Annotated in this window: 10 protein-coding genes and 1 pseudogene; all 11 read left to right on the forward strand. The window is 62.9% G+C overall.

Annotation, left to right across the window (positions count from 1 at the left end):
* The first annotated feature begins 7 nt into the window (after positions 1-7).
* The 11 genes and pseudogenes from AB5S05_RS20530 to AB5S05_RS20580 all read left to right on the forward strand — a co-directional run bounded on the left by AB5S05_RS20530 (position 8) and on the right by AB5S05_RS20580 (position 17278).
* Positions 8-502 (forward strand): winged helix-turn-helix domain-containing protein, encoded by a 495-nt coding sequence (locus AB5S05_RS20530; protein ID WP_369289382.1) that lies wholly within the window; start codon positions 8-10, stop codon positions 500-502.
* Positions 503-582: 80 nt separating this feature from the next.
* A pseudogene (locus AB5S05_RS20535) lies at positions 583-1421 on the forward strand (MinD/ParA family protein).
* 1169 nt (positions 1422-2590) lie between these two features.
* Positions 2591-3070, forward strand: a complete 480-nt coding sequence (locus tag AB5S05_RS20540) for a chemotaxis protein CheW (RefSeq protein WP_369289383.1) — start codon at positions 2591-2593, stop codon at positions 3068-3070.
* Positions 3057-4604: a CheR family methyltransferase gene (locus AB5S05_RS20545; RefSeq protein WP_369289384.1), complete on the forward strand. Its 1548-nt coding sequence runs from the start codon at positions 3057-3059 to the stop codon at positions 4602-4604. The genes AB5S05_RS20540 and AB5S05_RS20545 overlap by 14 nt, the downstream gene beginning before the upstream one ends.
* Positions 4589-5197: a chemotaxis protein CheW gene (locus tag AB5S05_RS20550; RefSeq protein WP_369289385.1), complete on the forward strand. Its 609-nt coding sequence runs from the start codon at positions 4589-4591 to the stop codon at positions 5195-5197. The genes AB5S05_RS20545 and AB5S05_RS20550 overlap by 16 nt, the downstream gene beginning before the upstream one ends.
* A gap of 5 nt (positions 5198-5202) precedes the next feature.
* Positions 5203-6849, forward strand: coding sequence for a methyl-accepting chemotaxis protein (locus tag AB5S05_RS20555; RefSeq protein ID WP_369289386.1), 1647 nt, complete (start codon positions 5203-5205; stop codon positions 6847-6849).
* Between the two features lie 67 nt (positions 6850-6916).
* Positions 6917-8674: a methyl-accepting chemotaxis protein gene (locus AB5S05_RS20560; RefSeq protein WP_369289387.1), complete on the forward strand. Its 1758-nt coding sequence runs from the start codon at positions 6917-6919 to the stop codon at positions 8672-8674.
* Positions 8675-8681: 7 nt separating this feature from the next.
* Positions 8682-10880 carry a hybrid sensor histidine kinase/response regulator gene (locus AB5S05_RS20565; protein ID WP_369289388.1) on the forward strand — a complete coding sequence of 733 codons (2199 nt, stop codon included), beginning with the start codon at positions 8682-8684 and terminating at the stop codon, positions 10878-10880.
* 12 nt (positions 10881-10892) lie between these two features.
* Positions 10893-11945: a chemotaxis protein CheB gene (locus AB5S05_RS20570; protein WP_369289389.1), complete on the forward strand. Its 1053-nt coding sequence runs from the start codon at positions 10893-10895 to the stop codon at positions 11943-11945.
* Positions 11946-11947: 2 nt separating this feature from the next.
* The gene (locus AB5S05_RS20575; protein WP_369289390.1) at positions 11948-15523 is read left to right on the forward strand and encodes an EAL domain-containing protein; all 3576 of its coding nucleotides are present in this window, start codon (positions 11948-11950) and stop codon (positions 15521-15523) included.
* 1254 nt (positions 15524-16777) lie between these two features.
* Positions 16778-17278 (forward strand): Lrp/AsnC family transcriptional regulator, encoded by a 501-nt coding sequence (locus AB5S05_RS20580; protein WP_369289391.1) that lies wholly within the window; start codon positions 16778-16780, stop codon positions 17276-17278.
* Positions 17279-17540: the final 262 nt, after the last annotated feature.

Here is a 17540-nt window from a genome sequence, read left to right on the forward strand (position 1 = left end):
GTAAAGCATGCTTTTCAACTTAATGGGGGTGTGCGTCTTCTTGCGAAAGGAAGATGGCTTGGTTTCTGTTCCCAGTGTGCGTAGACGGGCTTGCGGGCTTTTTGCGGGCACTAGCTTGGTGTGGGGTGTTACCGTTATGGGGGATATGGCTATTGGGCGTGCGGCAGTTGAACAGCTTGCCGCGCGCCCGGCAGATGAGGGTAATGGTGCCTGGATGCTGGATTGTGAGCGACGCGTGCTATTGGGAGAATGCAAGAAAATAGCACTGACGGCGTCAGAGGCGCTGATCTTGAAGGACTTCGTGGCCAGTGAGCAGCGCGTGCTTAACAAGGTCGACATTCTTGCCTGCCTGAATAGGGATTCCGGTAATTACACGGGGCTGGTTATGTGCATCAGCAGATTGCAGGGCAAATTCAAGAAAGTTTCCGGCGGTGTGGGGCTGTTTCGATCGGTCCGCAATCGTGGGTATTGTCTGGTGCAGAGAATTGAACTGCTCGGCTAGTGCCGAGTTTCCAGTGAGGGTAGCACACGGGCCGCGCAGTGTATCTCCGGTTGGAGAGAGGGGTCTTGATGAGCTTGAAGATGGGGGCTGTGCAAGTCATTGCGGTCACCAGCGGAAAATCCGGAGTAGGCAAGACCAGTGTCTCGGTAAACCTGGCGCTGGCGTTGGCCGGGCTGGGGCGGCAGGTCGTCCTGTTGGACGCCGACCTGGCCATGGGCAATGTCGATGTTGCGCTGGGTTTGATCGCCGGGCGCACATCTGGCCGATGTGATCAGCGGTCAGTGCACGGTAAGCGATGTGATTCTGCAGCACCCCAGTGGAGTGCGCGTGGTGCCGGCGGCATCCGGCCAGTCTCATATGTGCCAGCTTTCCACCCAGCAGCATGCCGAGATAATCCATGCCGTCAGTGAGCTCGGCGATAGCCTGGACTACCTGAGCGTCGATACGGCTGGGGGCCTGGGTCAAACGTCGCTCGATTTCGTGCGTGCCGCACGCGAGGTGTTGATAGTGGCCAATGATGAGCCTCCCGCTATCGCTTCTGCCTGTGCGCTGATCAGGTAGCTCAGCTGCGAATATGGCGTAGACCGCTTTCAGGTGCTGGTCAACATGGCTCGCAGTGCCTACGAGGGGCTGATGGTTTTCAAGAAGCTGGAGCAATTTGCCGACAGGTTCCTCAACGTTTCCCTGCGTTACCTCGGCACAGTGCCCTTCGAGGATGTCGTGCGCAAGTCAGTGCAGCGGCAGCGTGCGGTCTATGAGGCATTTCCCCATTCGACTTGTGGACATGCCTACCGAAGACTCACTGAGCGGGGTCGAATGCTGGCCCCTGCCATCAGGACTCAGCGGTCGAATCGAATTCTTTCTCGAGCGATTGATTGAACGGCTCGGGGACGATCGGCGTTATCTGGGGCGCAGCTAGATGGTCGTCGGCTGCGTCGCCATTGCATTCGCGCGGGCGGTGGCCTGATTGTAGTTCACTTAAACGGCGAAGTAAGTTGCCTGCAATCTCTCCGCGGGAAGTTTTACAGGTTCGACCGGCGCTTAACTTGGCCGCTGCTCCAGTTGATCATTCATCGTCATGGCCGTTGGCCTGCATCGCCCGCGGCTGGTGACGCCCATGCGGGCCGATCATGACTAATGCCGCTCGTCGGGTTTGGTCGGGGCAATGCAGCGGGCGCCGGTCGATCCGAGCGCTCCTTGGCCCTCCTGCGCTGTTCGGCCGGAGCATGAGTCGCTGCCAGGCTCCGGCAACGCTGCCATCAAACTGTCTCGATTGCGCTTCGGTGCCAGGTTATTGCGGGGTGTTCTCCATGAGCGCATGCAAGCGTCAAGGACGGGCTTCGCGTGTCATTCAGGTCGGCAGAAGCACGTGGTGTTATTGGCCAGAGTGGGCCTCGCTTATTATTGATTAAGCAATCAATTAACCTGGCTTCGCGGGACTGTTTTTCTGAACTTACATAGCTGTATAGATATATTCTGGCACGTTCGTTTTGTTGACTTTGATTGTTATAAAATGTCAGCCTTCTGGCGTGTATGGGGTCTACATTAGGCCACGTATTGGCTGCGCCGGATGTACGCCCACTCGCCCCTCAATAATAAGATCAAGACTCTGAAGCTACGCCGAACTGGCCCTTTGCAAAGGGCCAGTTCGGCACGGCCGGATTCCTCTTGCATGGCATGCAGGGGACTGGGGTGTGACGAGCTCAACTGCGGAATAGGCCCGGTACTTCAAGAATCACTTGAAATTGCCTGCAGGTTGATAACCACGGTTTTTGCAAGCGCAGTGGCCATCGGCCGCAAACAGGGTATGTGACCTCTAATGGTGCGCGGACAAACTTGAAGTTGCTGGGCGTTATCCCTCGCGAGTTATTTGATCCCCGCTGCAGACTGACTAATCTATTCTTGTGATCTAACTGTGTTAAACGTATTTCATCAAGCCAGCTTGTGCTTGTTTCTCGCGTGGAGGCCGTTCAAGTTTGCTGGATCAAAGAACTGGCAGCCAGCACTCGATAAATACCACAACTTATTTATGGATATTTGTTCCTTAAAGCGATTCGACCTCCAATTGCTGGTGGCAAGGGCTGGCTTGTGAAAGATAACTTGGTGTTGCCGTTCCGCTTGTCCGGCCAACGCTTGGCCGTGGTCCTCGACCAGGTGGTGCGCGTGCTGCCGGCACTGCGCAGTACCCCCTTGCCGGGTGCGCCGGAGTCGATCTGTGGTTTGGCCAACGTCCGCGGCCGGCTGCTCCCCGTGGTGGATCTGGCCCGGCGCTTTGGCTGGAGCGCGCCCGCCCTCGACCTGTGGCAACCCTTCATCTGGCTGCGCAGCAGCAAGCGCGAACTGTTATTGCCGGTGGAGCATGTGGAGGTCGTGAGGGCCTTCGCGAGCGACGACTTCACCGCCGCCCCGGACCCGCGGGTGCCCTCCATCCTGCTGCGCGGGGTGGTGCGCAGCGCCGAGGGACTGTTGCTGATCCAGGATGTCGAGCAGCTGCTCAGCGATAGCGACGAGGCACAGTTGGTGGAGCTGCTCGCCAGCCGGGAGGACTCGCACGATGTTGCGCACTGAGGCGAGCGTTTCCCCGCGCCTGCTGGCGGCGCTGAGCCAGAAGGTCTTGCGCCATCTGGGTGCGGACTATTCCGGCGCGCGGCAGGCGGACCTGCTGCGCCGCCTGCAACTGCTGGCCCTGGAGCGGGAGGTAGCGGATTTCGACAGATGGCTGCAGGAACTGGCGTTCGCCGATTGGGATGCCGGCCAGGTACAGTCGCTGATCGCCGCCTTCACTGTCGGCGAAACCTATTTTCGTCGCGACGCCGAGGCCTTCGAATGGCTCGCCAGCCAGCACCTGACGCCATTGCTTGAGCGTCGGCGGCGCGAGGGTCGACGCCACCTGCGCCTGTGGAGCGCCGGCTGCTGTACCGGGGAGGAGGCCTACGGCCTGCTGTTCCTGGTCGACGAACTGCTCGGCAGCGAGCGTGGGCAGTGGACGGTGGAACTGGTTGCCAGCGATATCAACGCAGGTTTTCTCGCCCGCGCCGAGCAGGGGCTCTATGGGCGCAACGCCTTTCGCAGCAGCGAGGATGACTTCCGCACGCGCTACTTCCAGGCCGAGGGGCGTCTGTGGCGAGTGCGTGCGGCATGGCGCGAGCGCATCCGCTTCGTCCAGTACAACCTCGCCGACGCCGCCTTGGCCCCCGCCCTGGCGGACGCCGATGTGATCCTGTGCCGCAACGTGCTGATGTATTTCACCCCGGGGCGGGCGCAGGCGGCGCTGCGGCGTCTGCTTGGCAGCCTGAGTGGCGATGGCGTGCTGCTGCTGAGCGCCGTGGAGGCCGGGCTGGCGACCCAGGCCGGCCTGCAGGGCCGCTGGGCCGGCTGTAATTACGCGCTGGCCGCCAGGACGCGGCAGTCGCCCTGGGCGAACAGCCCGGCTTCGGCAAACCGCGCAGCGCTGGCTTCAGCGCCGCGCGCCAGCCTGTCCGCCCCGGTGGTTTCCCTTCCAACCCAGAATCCGCGTTCACTCGTTGCTGCGCCGCGCGCCGAGCCGCCGCGCGCCGCGCAAAGCGCCGAGGCCAAGGCTGAACGCCTCTGGCGGCAGGCCACCCAGGCCCAGGCGGCGGGTCAGCATGAAGAGGCCCGCGAGGCGCTAACGGCCTACCTGAACTGTGCCGGCCCGAGCCGCGCGCAGCAGCACCAGGCCTGCCTGGCCATGGCGCGCAGCTGGGCCGATCAGCAGCAGTTCGAACCGGCAGGGGAGTGGCTGCAGCGCTCACTCGCGCTGGACGCAACCTCGATATCGGCCTACTGGTTGCAAGCCCTGCTGGCGCAACAGCACGGCGACCACCGCCAGGCCCTGATGGCGCTGCACAGGGCCTTGTATCTGCAGCCCGAATTCATCCTCGGCTACTTCCTGTGCGCTCGCCTGCTGCGCGCCGACGGCCAGCCACGCGCCAGCCAGAAGGCCTTGCAGGTCTGCCGGCAACTGCTCCTGAGCCAGGACAGCCAGGCCCTGGTTCCCCTCGGCGACGGCCTCAGCAGTGCGCAGCTGCTGCGCCTGTGCGATCAACTAATGGAGGACTCGACTAGATGTCCGAGCCTGTGAACGATGACCCGCGCTGGGGCCAGATTCATCAGCGCCTGGCCCAGTGCGAGCTGCGCCTGGCCGCCGGCTTCGGCGTGGATGCTGAGGAGCGCGATGCGCGCCTGCTCGAGCGCACCCGGCAATGGGCGCAGACGATAGAGCCGGAGCAAGTCGATGGCTGGCTGGAGGTGTTGTCTTTCAATATCAGTGGCGAGCTTTACGCCATCGAAAGCGCGCATGTCGCCGAGGTGCTGCCGCTGCCCCACTTCACCCCGTTGCCGGGCACTCCGCCCTACGTGCTGGGCATCGTCAACGTGCGTGGCCGTATCGTCTCGCTGTTCGATCTGCGGGTGCTGTTCGAGCTGCCGATGAACACTCTTTCCGACAAAAACTTCCTGATGATTCTACGCGGCCCCGAGATGGAGTTCGCGTTGCTGATCGACCGGGTTCTGGGCATCACGCGGATTCGCCGCGACGGGCTGCAGGCCGAGCTGGCCAACCTGACCGGGGTGCGCGCCGCCTACCTGCTGGGGGTCACCGCGGAACAGTGCACGGTACTGGACGGCGAGCGGCTGCTGGGCGACCCCGATTTACGCGTGATGGACGAGGATTAGTGGCGATGCAAAGTGTGATGACCCGAGCCTTCAACCTGGGGATCGGCGGCAAGCTGGTCGCCGCCTTCGCCGCGCTGATCCTCGGCTTTGGCACTCTATTGTTCGGCAGCCTGGAGCGTTTCGCCAGCCTGCAGAACATCGAGCAGCAACGGTTCCAGGAGCACTATGGGCGGGTCTCCGACGTCAAGGAGCTGCGTCTGAATCTCGCGGCCCTGCGCACCGACCTGATGCAGACGATCATCGAGCAGACGCCGGCCGATCTGCGGGGCATAGAAGAGGGCCTCCGCCAGCGCAGCGCGATCAACGACCGCCTGGTCAAGCGGCTGCAGCAGGCTGCCGGAGGCGATCAGGCGTTCGCCGAGCTGTTCGACGAGCTGCTGGTGGTCCGTGAGACCTTGGCCAATACCCGTGCCGAGCAGCTGGCGCTGATCCGTGCCGGCGCCTACGAGCAGGCGCGGCTGTTGAGCATGGGCGTGCAGCTTGAGCGCATGCAGCGGGTTCATGATCTCGGCGTACAGCTGTCCGCACTCACCGACCAGCGCGTCGCGGCGGCCGTGAAACGTTCGCGCCAGGCGCTTGAAGTGCAGCGCGAGCGCGTCTTCGACCTGAGCCTGCTGCTGGTCGGTTTCAGTGTCGTGCTGGCCTGGCTGCTCAGCCGCCATATCGCCAGGCCACTGGCGCGCCTGACCGGCTGGGCCGAGCGCATCGGCCGTGGCGAGATTCCCCAGGGCATCGTCGCCAGCGCCCGTCAGGATGAAGTGGGGCGCCTGTCCCAGGCGTTCGTCGACATGAGCCAGTACCTGCGCGAACTGGTGCAGGAGATGAACGAGGGCATCTCGGTGCTGGCGTCGTCCAGCGAGGAGATCCTCGCCGCCACCAGCCAGGTGGCCACCAGCACCCAGGAGACCGCCACCGCCATCAGCGAAATCGTCACCACGGTGGAAGAGGTCAAGCAGACCGCGGTGCTGGCCGGCAGCAAGTCACAGACGGTGGCCGAGAGCACCGAGCGCACCCGCCAGGTGGCGCTGAACGGCCGTGAGGCGGTGGAGGAGTCGCTCAAGGGCATGGGGCAGATCCGCGAGCAGATGCAGGCGGTGGCGGAAAGCATCATGACCCTGGGCGAACAGAGCCAGACCATCGGCGAGATCGTCGCCTCGGTGGGCGAACTGGCCGAGCAGTCCAACCTGCTCGGGGTCAACGCCTCGATCGAGGCGATGAAGGCCGGCGAGGCGGGCAGGGGCTTCTCGGTGGTGGCCCAGGAGGTCAAGGCGCTGGCCGACCAGTCCAAGCAGGCCACCGCCCAGGTGCGCAGAATCCTCGGCGAGATCCAGAAGGCCATGACCAGGGCGGTGCTGCTGGCCGAGCAGGGCAGCAAGAGCGTGGAGAGTGGCTATGCGCGCGCCCAGTCAAGTGGCGATGCGATTCGCACCCTGAGCAGCAACATCGAAACGTCCAGCGAGGTGGCGCTGCAGATCGCCGCCACCAGCCAGCAACAGCTGGTCGGCATGGACCAGATCGTCACGGCCATGGCCAGTATCCGCCAGGCCAGCCAGGACAACGTCGGCGGTACCCGTCAGGTCGACCTGGCGGCGCGCAACCTGCATCAACTGGGACTCAAGCTGCAGGGGCTGGCGAGCCGCTTCAGCCTTTGAGTCCGACCACCAACGCGGTTATTTGATTTTCCCCCCGGGTTTGTCCGGGGGATCAGGAGAAACGAGCATGCTGGGACGTATCGCCAACCTACGGATCGGCACCAAACTGGTGCTTACATTCACCCTGCTTTTCATCGCCTTCGGGGTCTTGCTGGTCAGTTCGCTGCAGCGTTTCGCCACTGTCCAGGAGAGCGAGGCCAAGGCGTTTAAGCACAGCTTCGAGCGGGTGTCCCAGGTCAAGGAGCTGCGGGTCAATATCAGCGCCCAGCGCGCCGAGTTGCTGCAGGCGATGGCCAACGGGCCAGGGGAGAAACTGCACCAGAGCGAGAGCAGGATCGAGGCATTGTCACGGGCCAATGACCGTCTGTTCGACGAACTGCAGGCCGGCCTGGGCGATGAACGCGAGTCGCGCGCGCTGCTCGAGCAACTGATCGGAGTGCGCAATGCCTTCGTGGAGACCCGCGACCAGCAGCTGATCCCGCTGATCCGCCAGGGTAACGTGGAGCAGGCGGCCGAGCTGGCGCTGGGCATCCAGTTCGAGCGGATGGAACGGATCAACCAGCTCGGGCAGCATTTGGCCGAACTGACCGAGGACAATGTGCGGCAGGCCTTGCTCCAGTCCGAGGAGACGGTCGAGCGCCAACGGCTTGAGCAGCTGGCAACAGGCCTGCTCGTCTTGCTACTCGGCGTCGTCATGGCCTGGCAGCTCAGCCGGCATATCGCCCAGCCCCTGGCGCAGCTGACCCTGATGGCCGAGCGCATCAGCCGTGGCGAAATCCCCCGGGAGCTGCGCAGCGAAACCCGTCGTGACGAGGTTGGCCGCCTGGCCCTGGCCTTCAGCCAGATGAGCCAGTACCTGCTGGCCCTGGCCGCCAAGGCCGAGGGCCTGGCCCAGGGCCACCTCGGCCAAGACAGCCAGCCGGTGTCCGACCAGGATGTGCTGGGCACCGCCTTCGCCACCATGCTGGCGAACCTGCGCAACCTGGTCGGCGAACTCAACGAAGGCATTGCGGTGCTGGCCTCCTCCAGCGAGGAGGTGCTGGCAGCCACCAGCCAGGTCGCCACCAACACCCAGGAAACCGCCACCGCCATCAGCGAGATCGTCACCACAGTGGACGAGGTCAAGCAGACCGCGGTGCTGGCCAGCAGCAAGGCGCAGTCGGTGGCCGACAGCACCGCGCGTACCCGCCAGGTGGCCCAGGGCGGCCGCCAGGCGGTGGAGGAGGCGCTCAAGGGCATGGGCCTGATCCGCGAGCAGATGCAGGCGGTGGCGGAAAGTATCATGCGCCTGGGCGAACAGAGCCAGACCATCGGCGAGATCGTCGCCTCGGTCAGCAACCTGGCCGAACAGTCCAACCTGCTCGGGGTCAACGCCTCGATCGAGGCGATGCGCGCCGGCGAGACCGGCAAGGGCTTCTCGGTGGTGGCCCAGGAGGTCAAGGCCCTGGCCGACCAGTCCAAGCAGGCCACCGCCCAGGTACGCGGCATACTCGGCGAAATCCAGAAGGCCATGACCAAGGCGGTGCTGCTGGCCGAGCAGGGCAGCAAGACGGTGGAGTCCGGCTACGAGCGGGCACAGAGCAGCGGCGAGGCGATCCGCGCGCTGGACAGCAGCATCGTCGAGTCCAGCGAGGTGGCCTTGCAGATCGCCGCCACCAGCCAGCAGCAGATGCTCGGCATGGACCAGGTGGCCAACGCCATGAGCAGTATTCGCGAGGCCAGCCAGAGCAACGTCAGCGGCACCCGGCAGATGGACCAGGCCACCCGCAACCTACATGCGCTGGGTCTCAAGCTCCAGGGCCTGGCGGCCCAGTTCAAGCTGTGAGCCGCCCATGAGCCTGGATCGCAAGGCGCTGCAGGAGCGCTTGCTCGACAGCTTCCGGATCGAGGCCGGAGAACGCCTGGCCGTGCTCGCCGACACCCTGGCCAACTGGCGCCAGGCGGGGGCCAGCGGCGACTCCATCGAATCGCTGTTCCGCGAGGTGCACAGCCTCAAAGGCGCCGCGAGGGCCGTGGGCCTGGCGCCCATCGAGCGGCTCTGCCATGCCTGGGAGAGCCTGCTCGGCGCGGCCCGGGCGAACCTGCTGGAAATGACCGCCGAACGCGTCGAGCTCAGCCGGCATGCCTTGCGTGCCGTACAGCATTTGCACGCCGGCCAGGCGTTGGCTTCCGATGAATCAGAACAGCTGTGCGAGCAGCTGGAAAGCGCCGCGCGAGGCGAGGCGGTCAGCCTGCCGGCGGCTGTCCCAGCCGCCGTGGCGCAGCCGCAGGAGCCGGGAATGGTGAGGGTTTCGGCGCGGCGCCTGGACAACCTGCTGTTCCACAGCGAGAGCCTGTTGCAGCTCAAGCTCGAGGCCCAGGCCCATGCCCGCCGCCTGCGCGAACACGCCGCCGCCTTCGAGCCGCAGCGCGGCAAGCGCCTGCTCGGTGCCGGCAACCTGAAGCGCCTGCACGCCCAGCTCGACGAGCTGCCGCTGGCCAGCCGCGACGCCCTCAAAGGCGTGCTCGACTACCTGAACTGGAGCCAGGCCCAGCTCGATCAGCTGCACTTCGAGGCGATCCACCTGGCCAAGGCCGGGCAGCACCTGGCGCAAGGCCTGAGCCAGCTGTCCGAGGCCCAGGTCGGCGAGCTGCAGGCGGTGCTGCTGCTGGCCGGCAGAACGCTGGTGGAGGGCCTGCCGGCCATGGTCCAGGACCTGGCCAGCCAGTCCGGCAAGCGCGTCGAGCTGCAGGTACGCGGCACCGACCTGCAGGTCGACAAGCGCATCCTCGACGAACTGCGCACGGTGCTCACCCACCTGCTGCGCAACGCCGTCGACCACGGCTTGGAGTCGCCCCAGCGGCGCGAGGCCAGCGGCAAGCCGGCGGTCGGGCTGATTCAGGTGGAATTGCTGCAGGAGTCGGCGGATCGCTTCGAACTGCGCGTGCGGGACGACGGCGGCGGCATCTCGGCGGCTTCGCTCAAGGCCAAGGCCGTCGCCGCCGGGTTGCTCACCCCGGAACAGGCCGAGACACTGAGCGAGGCGGAAAGCCAGCGGCTGATCTTTCGCTCCGGGCTGTCGACCAGCGCGCTGATCACCGACCTGTCCGGGCGCGGCCTGGGCATGGCCATCGTCCAGGAGGTGGTCGAGCGCCTGGGTGGGCGCATCGAGCTGCAGTCCAGGCCAGGCCGGGGCACCTGCTTCCACCTGCACCTGCCGCTGAGCCTGTCGACCTTCCGCGCGGTGATCGTGCGCAACGCCGAACGCACCTTCGCCATACCGGCACTGGCGGTCGAGCGTTGCCTGCGCCTGCCGGCCGGTGCGCTGAAGAACCTGGAAAACCGCCCCTCCCTGGCCCTCGAGGGACGCGTTTTGCCGGTCTGGGCCCTGGCCGACGTGCTGGGCCTGGGCGGCTCGGCGGGCAGCGACGACGAGCTGACCCTGCTGCTGCTCAAGGTGCACGGCGAGCCCTTCGTGCTGTTGGTCGACGAGCTGCTCGGTGATCAGGAGATCACCGTGAAGAACCTCGGCAAGCAGCTGCTGCGGGTGCGCAACCTGCTGGGCGCGACCCTGCTCGGCGACGGCCAGCTGGTGCCCATCCTGCATCCGGGCGATCTGTACCGCAACGCCCTGAACGTCGGCGCCGGCAGCCTGCAGCGCCGCGACGGCGAGGCGCCCGGCGCCACGACCCAGCGCCTGCTGATCGCCGAGGACTCGTTCACCTCGCGCGGCCTGCTCAAGGCCATCCTGGAGGGGGCCGGTTACCAGGTCGCCACCGCGAATGACGGGCTGGAGGCCTGGAACGCCCTGAAGCAGGGCGCGTTCGACCTGCTGGTGTCGGACGTGGAGATGCCGCGCATGGACGGCTTCACCCTCACCGCGCGGATTCGCGGCGACCGTGAGCTGGCCGAGCTGCCCGTGGTGCTGGTGACGGCGCTGCACTCGGCCGAGGACCGCGCCCGCGGCCTGGAGGTCGGGGCCAGCGCCTACCTGGTGAAAAGCGGCTTCGAGCAGGACAGCCTGCTCGACGCGATTCGTCGTCTAATCTGATTGGGAGCTGTCATGCGCGTACTGATTGTCGACGATTCGCCGGTGCTGCGGCTGCTGCTGCGCACGGTGCTGGAGAGTGAGGGATTCGAGGTGCGCGAGGCCGGCAGCGGCGAGCAGGCCTTGCGCCTGCTGGAAGGCTATAAACCGGACATCATCACCATGGATGTGCACATGCCGGGCATGGATGGTTACGAAGCCACCGCGTGCATCCTCGAGCGGCATGCGTTGCCCGTGGTGATAGTGACCGCCAGCGCAGATGCCTATGCTGCGGCGACCGCCATGCATGCGCTGGAAGCCGGCGCCCTGGCCGTGCTGGACAAGCCCGTGGGCCCCGATGCGGAGAATTTCGAGCATCTCGTCGCCGAGTTGCTCAGGACCCTGCGGCGCATGGCCGAAGTGAAGATAGTGCGGCGCCCGCGAACCATCAGGGGGCACGCGGTCGCGCCGTTCAAGGCGCCCGTCAGCTCCGGTTCGCCCCGGCTGGTGGCCATCGCCGCCTCCGCCGGTGGCCCAGCGGCGCTCAAGTCGATGCTGGCGGGCCTGGCCGCGAACCAACCCTGGCCTCTGCTGCTGGCGCAGCATATTGCCGTGGGTTTTCTGGGCAGTTTCCGCGACTGGCTGGTAACCGCCTGCAAGTTGCCGGTGAATATCGCCGAGCACGGCCAAGCGCTGCTGCCCGGCACGCTCTACCTTGCGCCGGACGGCCGTCACATGGGGATTAGCAACGACCTGCGGGTCCGCCTGCAGCCACGCAACAGCGAGCTGTACTGCCCATCGGCCGACCATCTGTTTCGCAGCGTCGCCGAGCGACTCCGCAGCGAGGCCATCGGCATCCAGCTTTCCGGCATGGGCCGGGACGGTGCCGAGGGCCTGGCCGAGCTGCACCGAACCGGTGCACTCACCATTGCCCAGGAACCCGCCAGCGCGTTGATCGACGCCATGCCGCTGGCGGCGATCAATTTGCAAGCGGCGCGTCAGGTGCTTCCCCCCGCGGCGATTGCCGCCTTGCTCAATACCATTGCCTCGCGCAGTGCTGCCTGCAATACCCTGCCGAAAGGAGAGTAACCATGTTCACGGATGCTGAGATTCTCATCGTCGAGGACAGCCCGACCCAGGCCACCGAACTGCAGTTCCTGCTTGAGGCGGCCGGTTGCCAGACACGCATCGCGCGCAACGGCGTGGAAGCCTTGGTCTGCCTGGCCGAAAGACTGCCGACCATCGTCATCAGCGATATCGTCATGCCGGAGATGGACGGCTATGAGCTGTGCCGCCAGCTCAAGGGCGATCCGCGCACGGCGAGTATTCCAGTGATCCTGGTCACCAGCCTTGCCGACGCCCGGGACGTAGTGCATGGCCTGGCGTGCGGCGCCGACAACTTCATCGTCAAGCCCTACGACGAGAAGTTCCTGATGTCGCGTATCCGTTATTTCATGGTCAATCTCGAGCTGCGCAGCAACGAGCGGGTGCAGATGGGCATGGAGGTGATGCTGGAGGGCGAGCGTCACTTCATCACCGCCGGTCGTCAGCAGATCCTCGACCTGCTGATCTCCACCTACGAGCAGGGCGTACGGCTCAATAACGAGCTGCACGCCAAGCACGACGAACTGGCCCGCAGCAACTCGCTGCTTAACTGCCTGTTCCATTTCACCAGTGGCTTGAGCGACGCCCATAGCGAACGTCACGTCATCGAGGCTGCTCTGGGGCGCATTCTCGAGTTCCCCAACGCGATCGGAGCCTGGCTGCTGCTCAGCGAATCCGGCGAATCCGGTGATGAGGTGCGCGTGGCCGGTGCGCGCGGCCGTGCCGGCAACAGCCCGTTCAATATGGAAAGGATGACGAGCTGCGTCCAGGAATGTCCCTGCCGACACGCCTGGCTGAGCGACCAGCTCAGCGCGCCAAGCAATATTGCCGGCTGTCCGGCCCTGGCGCCGATGACCGAGCGCAGCCATGCCTGCATCCCGTTGCAAGTCGGTGGCGAGACCATCGGCATGCTCAATGTGGTGCGCAGCCAGGGCCAACCCTGGCCGGAGGATGCGCTCATCGCGCTGGCCTCCATCGGTCGCCAGTTGGCTATGGCCCTGGGGCGCGGGCGTCTGTTCGAAAGCCTGGAGCATCTCGTGGAGCAGCGTACCCGGGCACTGACGCAGAGCGAGGCGCTGCTGCGCAAGATTCTCGACAACCTGCCGATCGGTGTGTCAGTGGCCGACAGTCAGGGCCGCCTGATTCTCAGCAACCCGGAGAACGGCTTGATCTGGGCTGGGCAGCAGCCGGCGGAGTTGGCCGATTATGCACATTACCAGGGCACCTGGGCCGAGGATGGCGAGCCGTTGCAGGACGGTGACTGGCCCCTGGCCCGGGCCGTGCGTGAGGGCCAGGCGCTGCGCAACCAGGCGATCGATATCCGCGCACCCGACGGTAGTCACAGGTCCACCCTCAACTCGGCCGTGCCCTACCTAGACGAGAAGGGTGCGGTGCAGGGCGCTATCGCGGTAATCCAGGACGTCAGCGCGCAGCGCCAGCGCGACCTGGAGATCCGTATTCGCACCCAGGCCATGGAGGCCAGCGTCAACGCCATCGTGATCACCGACAACCAGCGTGAAGACCAGCCGATCATCTACGTCAACCCTGCTTTCGAACGCATCACCGGCTACCGTAGCGCGGAGGTGCTCGGGCGCAATTGCCGATTCCTGCAGGGCACGGATCGCGATCAGCCGGAGCTGGAGGTCATCCGTCGCGCGTTGGCTACTCAGGAGGAGAGCTGGGTGGTATTGCGCAACTACCGCAAAGACGGCTCCGCCTTCTGGAACGAGTTCAGCCTCGCCCCGGTGGTGAACGATCGCGGCAAGGTCAGTCACTTCGTCGGCATCCTCCACGACATCACCGAGGCCAAGCGCTACCAAGAAGAGTTGGAGCACCAGGCCAACCACGATGGCCTGACCGGCTTGCCCAATCGTAACCTGCTCAACGACCGCATCCAGCAGGCCATCGCTTTTGCGGGCCGCAAGCAGGGCCGCTTTACCCTGGCCTTCATCGATCTGGACCACTTCAAGGTGGTCAACGACAGCCTCGGCCACAACGCCGGCGACCAGTTGTTGGTGCAGATGTCTGCGCGGCTGCAGGCCTGCGTCCGGGAGACCGACACCGTGGCGCGCCTGGGCGGCGACGAGTTCGTCATCCTGCTGGCCGACGGGGGGCAGCTCAACCAGAGCATCGGCAGTCTGGAGCGCTTCAAGCGAAACCTTGCCGAACCGCTGGTGCTCGATGGCCAGGAGGTTGTGGTCGGTTGCAGCATCGGCTTCTGCTGCTTCCCCGAGGACGGTGAGGATCTCGACACCCTGTTGCGCCATGCCGATACTGCGATGTACCAGGCCAAGCACCAGGGACGGAACCGCATCTGCGCCTTCACTCCGCAGATGAATGAGCAGATGCAGGGGCGCCTGCTGCTCGAGCGGGAAATACGCCAAGCGCTGCAGCATGGCGAATTCAATGTGGTCTACCAGCCGCAACTGGACCTGCACAGTGGTCGCCTGTGCGGTTTCGAGGCATTGGTGCGCTGGAGTCATGAGGGCAAGAAGGTGATGCCCGGCGAGTTCATCCCCCTGGCCGAGGAAACCGGGCTGATAGTCGACATCGATTTCCATGTCTTCGACGCCGTCTGCCGGCAGTTGCGGCAGTGGAAGTACCTGCTGCTCAACGGCAGCATCGCGGTGAACTTCTCCGCCATCAGCTTCATGGCGCCCGAGTTCGTCGAGCGCATCGAGGCTATCCTGCGCCAGCATGAGGTCGCGCCGACCCTGGTCAAGCTGGAGGTCACCGAGTCCATGCTGATGACCAACGCAGATGAGGTGCTGGCCCGGATGCGCACCCTGATCGCCCTGGGTATTCGTTTCGCGATCGACGATTTCGGCACCGGTTATTCGTCGCTGGGCTATCTAAAGCGCTTTCCCTTCAGCGAGCTGAAGATCGATCGCAGCTTCGTCAGTGATGTACACCATGATCCGGACAGCGCCTCGCTCGTGCGCTCGATGATCTCCATTGGCCACAACCTGGGCTTAAAGGTGATCGCCGAGGGGGTCGAGAGCGCCGAGCAACTGGGCTTCCTGCGTACGGCCGGCTGTGACGAACTGCAGGGCTACTACTACTCGCCGCCACTGCCGCCCGAGGCCTGCCTGCAATTTCTCGACGAAGGAAGAGAGCTGAAGCTGCCAGGCATACTCGCCGATGGCGATCAGCGCTATCTGCTGCTGATTGACGATGAACCTGGGGTCATCCGGGCCCTTGAGCGTGAGCTGCGCCAGGAGAACTACCGGATACTGGTAGCTCGAAACAGCATGGAAGCGCTGAGCCTGCTGGCGACCCATCCGGTGGACGTGGTGCTGACTGACCTGCGCCTACCCGACATGAGTGGAGTGGAGATCCTGAGGCGAATCAGGATCCTCTATCCAGAAATCATCCGCATGGTCCTGAGCGGCTCCACCGAAGTGCGCAATATCCTCAAGGCCATCAATGAAGGCGTCATCTATCGCTTCATTACCAAGCCCTGGGAAGCGGACGACCTGCGTAGCCAAGTGCGCGAGGCCTTCGGCCAGCGACTGTTGGTTCAGGAGCATCAGCGTATGCGGCAGCGCTTGCTGTGCGGATAGATCCAAGGAGTAACACAGAGATGGGGCCACGAAGTTGTGGCGAGTAGGGTAAACCATGTGAAGCAGGCGCTTGGTTGTTTCCGGGCTGAGTGAACCTAAGCTTCAACGCCGATAGTCATAAATTTTTATGCAGGTTCAGCCGCGGCTATTCACCCGCAGGGCTTGGTTTGCACTTTCAGATTTTCGGGAATGCCCCCCGGATGAACCTACTGAGAGATCACAGCTAGGCTGCTTCTGGGATGGCTACCTACTGTTGTGCTGTAATACGCGGGGTTAGGTTCGCCGAGGTGACTGATTGCGAGGGTTTCGGTCCGGCTAAGGCAGAATGTTGCAGCCAATAGGTGAAGGTATTTGCGGCGGGTGCTACAAAAATGGTACATCGCTATCTGTTTGGTGGCGTAAATTATTGACTGAAAATGTTTTTTTATGAATATCGGTCCAATCCATCATCGGCGCGACAGAAAACCGCCTATTAAGCTCTAGCCTTGATGCGTCTGGCTTTCTGGCTAGGTTTTTGGGATCTTCTGCGTTGCTCATCTGCTACCGTTTTCGCTGGTTTTTGCTCGTGACTGATGGCGCACTGCTACAACGGAGCAAGCGGAATCAGCTGCGTAGCAAGGGTATGGGCTCTATTGCTCTCCACAAGCGCACGGATTGAGCTGCGCGGTACAGCGCGCAGTTCAGGATCATGCAGCAGGGCGCGACAGTCTATCAGGAAAGTCAGGCGTTCGAGCGCAAGGCCATACCCGTCCTGAATTGAGCGGCGTGAGGCCGAGTTGGCCGAACCCTAAAGCCAATTGCCAGGGTGTGACGAGCAAGGTAGTGATCAAGCGCCAGCAGAATGAGTTCAAAAGGCTCAGGTCGTTGGGAAAGCTGAACCAGGTATTACCAATACCTCATTCGGACGGCGGGTGGAGTAGGCTATTCTGCAAGATGCGTGAGTTGTTTCCTGATAGTAAGTAACTGGCTTGGCAACTATTAGTCGCGAGCAGTGGCGGTACGCCCAGCGGAAAGCCATATGGGATGTTTACTTGTTAAGTATTACGCTCAGCCAACTCGGCTGGTATTTTCTGCTAAGGCTGGCGGAATGAATAACTGGATTGAGATGGTGTCGAGCTTTTCGTTAGTCAGGTGATGCTTGGGGGAAGATTAAGTAGGTGCGCAATATTGGCGGCGGCGAGATAAAGTGATTGCATCAATGTCGCATGGCGAAATCGATGTATACATTGGCATATTTCAAGAACGATAAACGACATGAAAGAAATCACTCTGGATCGGACCGATATCTGTATTCTGAATGCTGTGCAGCAGCATGGGCAAATCAGTAAATCTAAGCTGTCAGAGTTGGTTAATCTTTCGCCGACACCCTGCTGGCTTCGATTAACCAGGCTGAAAAAAGCTGGCCTCATAACAGGCTATCGTGGCGAAATCAACATCGGAAAACTCATAGAGCTGACAAAGGTGGTCGTTACGATTTCGCTAAAAGCACATAAGAAATCTGATTTTGAGCTGTTTGAGAAGTGCATTCAGGAAATAGATGAGGTTGTGGAGTGCAGTGCGACTGGTGGTGGTTCTGACTATGTAATGAAGGTTGTTACCAGCAGTCTACGAGAATTTCAGGACATAATAGAGGGTTTGCTTAACAAGGAAGTGGGTATTGATCGTTACTACATTCATATATTGACTAGGGAAATTAAGTCGACCCCTCCCAATCTGTCGATGCTCTTGGGCAATAAAGGCAAGCACGGCGCATAGCGCAAAAATAAAAGGTGTAGAACGTGCTGTGGTCAGCCAGTGTTGAAGCCTGAGACGAATTTTTTCTTTGGCCACAGCAGGTACTAGTCCGTCATTGAATTGATGCGGCATGATCCAATTATAACGATGCCTTAGGGAAGGTCTGAATTAGCCCGGTATTTCCCACCGACTTCAGCCTTCGCCGTTTTTGAAAGCGGGCCGTCGATCAAAATCGACCAGATGGCCTACCCACTTTTTCGTTTTTGACCGTCGCGAGTACCTC

It is taken from the genome of Pseudomonas zhanjiangensis (assembly GCF_041027545.1).
Lineage (GTDB): Bacteria > Pseudomonadota > Gammaproteobacteria > Pseudomonadales > Pseudomonadaceae > Aquipseudomonas > Aquipseudomonas zhanjiangensis.

What these genes read in the sequence shown, in the direction of transcription:
- AB5S05_RS20565 (WP_369289388.1), top strand. Translation starts at nt 8,682, where the DNA reads ATGAGCCTGGATCGCAAGGCGCTGCAGGAGCGCTTGCTCGACAGCTTC.
- AB5S05_RS20575 (WP_369289390.1), top strand. Translation starts at nt 11,948, where the DNA reads ATGTTCACGGATGCTGAGATTCTCATCGTCGAGGACAGCCCGACCCAG.
- AB5S05_RS20550 (WP_369289385.1), top strand. Translation starts at nt 4,589, where the DNA reads ATGTCCGAGCCTGTGAACGATGACCCGCGCTGGGGCCAGATTCATCAG.
- AB5S05_RS20555 (WP_369289386.1), top strand. Translation starts at nt 5,203, where the DNA reads ATGCAAAGTGTGATGACCCGAGCCTTCAACCTGGGGATCGGCGGCAAG.
- AB5S05_RS20545 (WP_369289384.1), top strand. Translation starts at nt 3,057, where the DNA reads ATGTTGCGCACTGAGGCGAGCGTTTCCCCGCGCCTGCTGGCGGCGCTG.
- AB5S05_RS20580 (WP_369289391.1), top strand. Translation starts at nt 16,778, where the DNA reads ATGAAAGAAATCACTCTGGATCGGACCGATATCTGTATTCTGAATGCT.
- AB5S05_RS20560 (WP_369289387.1), top strand. Translation starts at nt 6,917, where the DNA reads ATGCTGGGACGTATCGCCAACCTACGGATCGGCACCAAACTGGTGCTT.
- AB5S05_RS20570 (WP_369289389.1), top strand. Translation starts at nt 10,893, where the DNA reads ATGCGCGTACTGATTGTCGACGATTCGCCGGTGCTGCGGCTGCTGCTG.
- AB5S05_RS20530 (WP_369289382.1), top strand. Translation starts at nt 8, where the DNA reads ATGCTTTTCAACTTAATGGGGGTGTGCGTCTTCTTGCGAAAGGAAGAT.